Here is a 2,298-nt window from a genome sequence, read left to right on the forward strand (position 1 = left end):
GAATCCCAAAAAGTGCGTCGTAGTCCGGATTGGAGTCTGCAACTCGACTCCATGAAGTCGGAATCGCTAGTAATCGTAGATCAGAATGCTACGGTGAATACGTTCCCGGGCCTTGTACACACCGCCCGTCACACCATGGGAGTGGGCTGCAAAAGAAGTGGGTAGTTTAACCTTCGGGGGGACGCTCACCACTTTGTGGTTCATGACTGGGGTGAAGTCGTAACAAGGTAGCGCTAGGGGAACCTGGCGCTGGATCACCTCCTTATACGATGATTATTCACGATGAGTGTCCACACAGATTGATGGTTTATGTAGTTTAAGAGAACGAAGATATCCCAATATCTTCAACTTAGTGTCCCGTTCGTCTAGAGGCCTAGGACACCGCCCTTTCACGGCGGTAACAGGGGTTCGACTCCCCTACGGGATACCATTGGGTCGTTAGCTCAGTTGGTAGAGCAGTTGACTTTTAATCAATTGGTCGCAGGTTCGAATCCTGCACGACCCACCATTTCTTCCTTAGAAATGATCCTCAAGATGGGGCTATAGCTCAGCTGGGAGAGCGCCTGCCTTGCACGCAGGAGGTCAGCAGTTCGATCCTGCTTAGCTCCACCATTCTTGACGTCTTCCACAAGACGAAAAACTCATGTGGGCGATTAGCTCAGTTGGGAGAGCACCTGCCTTACAAGCAGGGGGTCACTGGTTCGAGCCCGGTATCGCCCACCATTTTTAAGTGTTCTTGCAAAAGAATCTTTAAAAATGGTTCATTTATGAATCTAGCTCTTTAACAATTTGGAAAGCTGACGAATAACAACAATCCCCATCTCTATGAGATGCGTTGTTATTCATTGAAAAGTTCTCAAATCCTAAATCTTTTGATTTAGGTACCAACACACATTCAAGTGTTCTTGGCTTTTTGTTTTCACTTTTTATAAAAAAAGTAAAGTAAAAAGATATTTGAGTCCGGCAAAATCGAGTCTGCATCATGTTTAAATAATTGCAGACAACTTTGGTTGTTTAAACAGAAGACCCTTTGGGGTTGTATGGTTAAGTGACTAAGCGTACACGGTGGATGCCTTGGCAGTCAGAGGCGATGAAGGACGTATTAACTTGCGATAAGCCCAGATTAGACAGTAAAAGTCATTTGAGTCTGGGATTTCCGAATGGGGAAACCCACCTGCATAAGCAGGTATCATTATCTGAATACATAGGGTAATGAGGCGAACCGGGGGAACTGAAACATCTAAGTACCCCGAGGAAAAGAAATCAACCGAGATTCCGAAAGTAGCGGCGAGCGAAATTGGATTAGCCCTTAAGCCTTTAATGCGTCAGGTGAAAGTTCTGGAAAGTTCTGCGATACAGGGTGATAGCCCCGTAACCGACAGCGCATTTTAGGTGAAATCGAGTAGGGCGGGACACGTGATATCCTGTCTGAATATGGGGGGACCATCCTCCAAGGCTAAATACTACTGACTGACCGATAGTGAACCAGTACCGTGAGGGAAAGGCGAAAAGAACCCCTGTGAGGGGAGTGAAATAGAACCTGAAACCGTGTACGTACAAGCAGTAGGAGCACCTTCGTGGTGTGACTGCGTACCTTTTGTATAATGGGTCAGCGACTTATATTCAGTAGCAAGGTTAACCATCTAGGGGAGCCGTAGAGAAATCGAGTCTTAACTGGGCGTCGAGTTGCTGGATATAGACCCGAAACCAGGTGATCTAGCCATGAGCAGGTTGAAGGTTGAGTAACATCAACTGGAGGACCGAACCGACTAATGTTGAAAAATTAGCGGATGACTTGTGGCTAGGGGTGAAAGGCCAATCAAACCTGGAGATAGCTGGTTCTCCCCGAAATCTATTTAGGTAGAGCCTCGGACGAATACTACTGGGGGTAGAGCACTGTTAAGGCTAGGGGGTCATCCCGACTTACCAACCCTTTGCAAACTCCGAATACCAGTAAGTACTATCCGGGAGACACACGGCGGGTGCTAACGTCCGTCGTGGAGAGGGAAACAACCCAGACCGCCAGCTAAGGTCCCAAATTACAGCTAAGTGGGAAACGATGTGGGAAGGCTTAGACAGCTAGGATGTTGGCTTAGAAGCAGCCATCATTTAAAGAAAGCGTAATAGCTCACTAGTCGAGTCGGCCTGCGCGGAAGATGTAACGGGGCTAAGCTGTAAACCGAAGCTGCGGCAATGCATTTTATGTATTGGGTAGGGGAGCGTTCTGTAAGCCGTTGAAGGTGTGTTGTAAAGCATGCTGGAGGTATCAGAAGTGCGAATGCTGACATGAGTAACGAT

The 2,298-nt window shown here is 47.4% G+C and carries 4 tRNA genes and 2 rRNA genes; all 6 read left to right on the forward strand.

The features are described from left to right. Positions 1-265 (forward strand): 16S ribosomal RNA (locus VIC_RS00005); the annotation flags it as partial. Positions 266-354: 89 nt separating this feature from the next. Further along, a tRNA-Glu gene (locus VIC_RS00010) sits at positions 355-430 on the forward strand. Positions 431-432: 2 nt separating this feature from the next. Then, positions 433-508 (forward strand) — tRNA-Lys (locus tag VIC_RS00015). Positions 509-536: 28 nt separating this feature from the next. Then, positions 537-612: transfer RNA gene (locus VIC_RS00020), tRNA-Ala, on the forward strand. A 35-nt stretch (positions 613-647) separates the two neighbouring features. Continuing rightward, positions 648-723: transfer RNA gene (locus tag VIC_RS00025), tRNA-Val, on the forward strand. Positions 724-1,042: 319 nt separating this feature from the next. Then, positions 1,043-2,298, forward strand: a 23S ribosomal RNA gene (locus VIC_RS00030); the annotation flags it as partial.

Source organism: Vibrio coralliilyticus ATCC BAA-450 (assembly GCF_000176135.1).
GTDB lineage: Bacteria > Pseudomonadota > Gammaproteobacteria > Enterobacterales > Vibrionaceae > Vibrio > Vibrio coralliilyticus.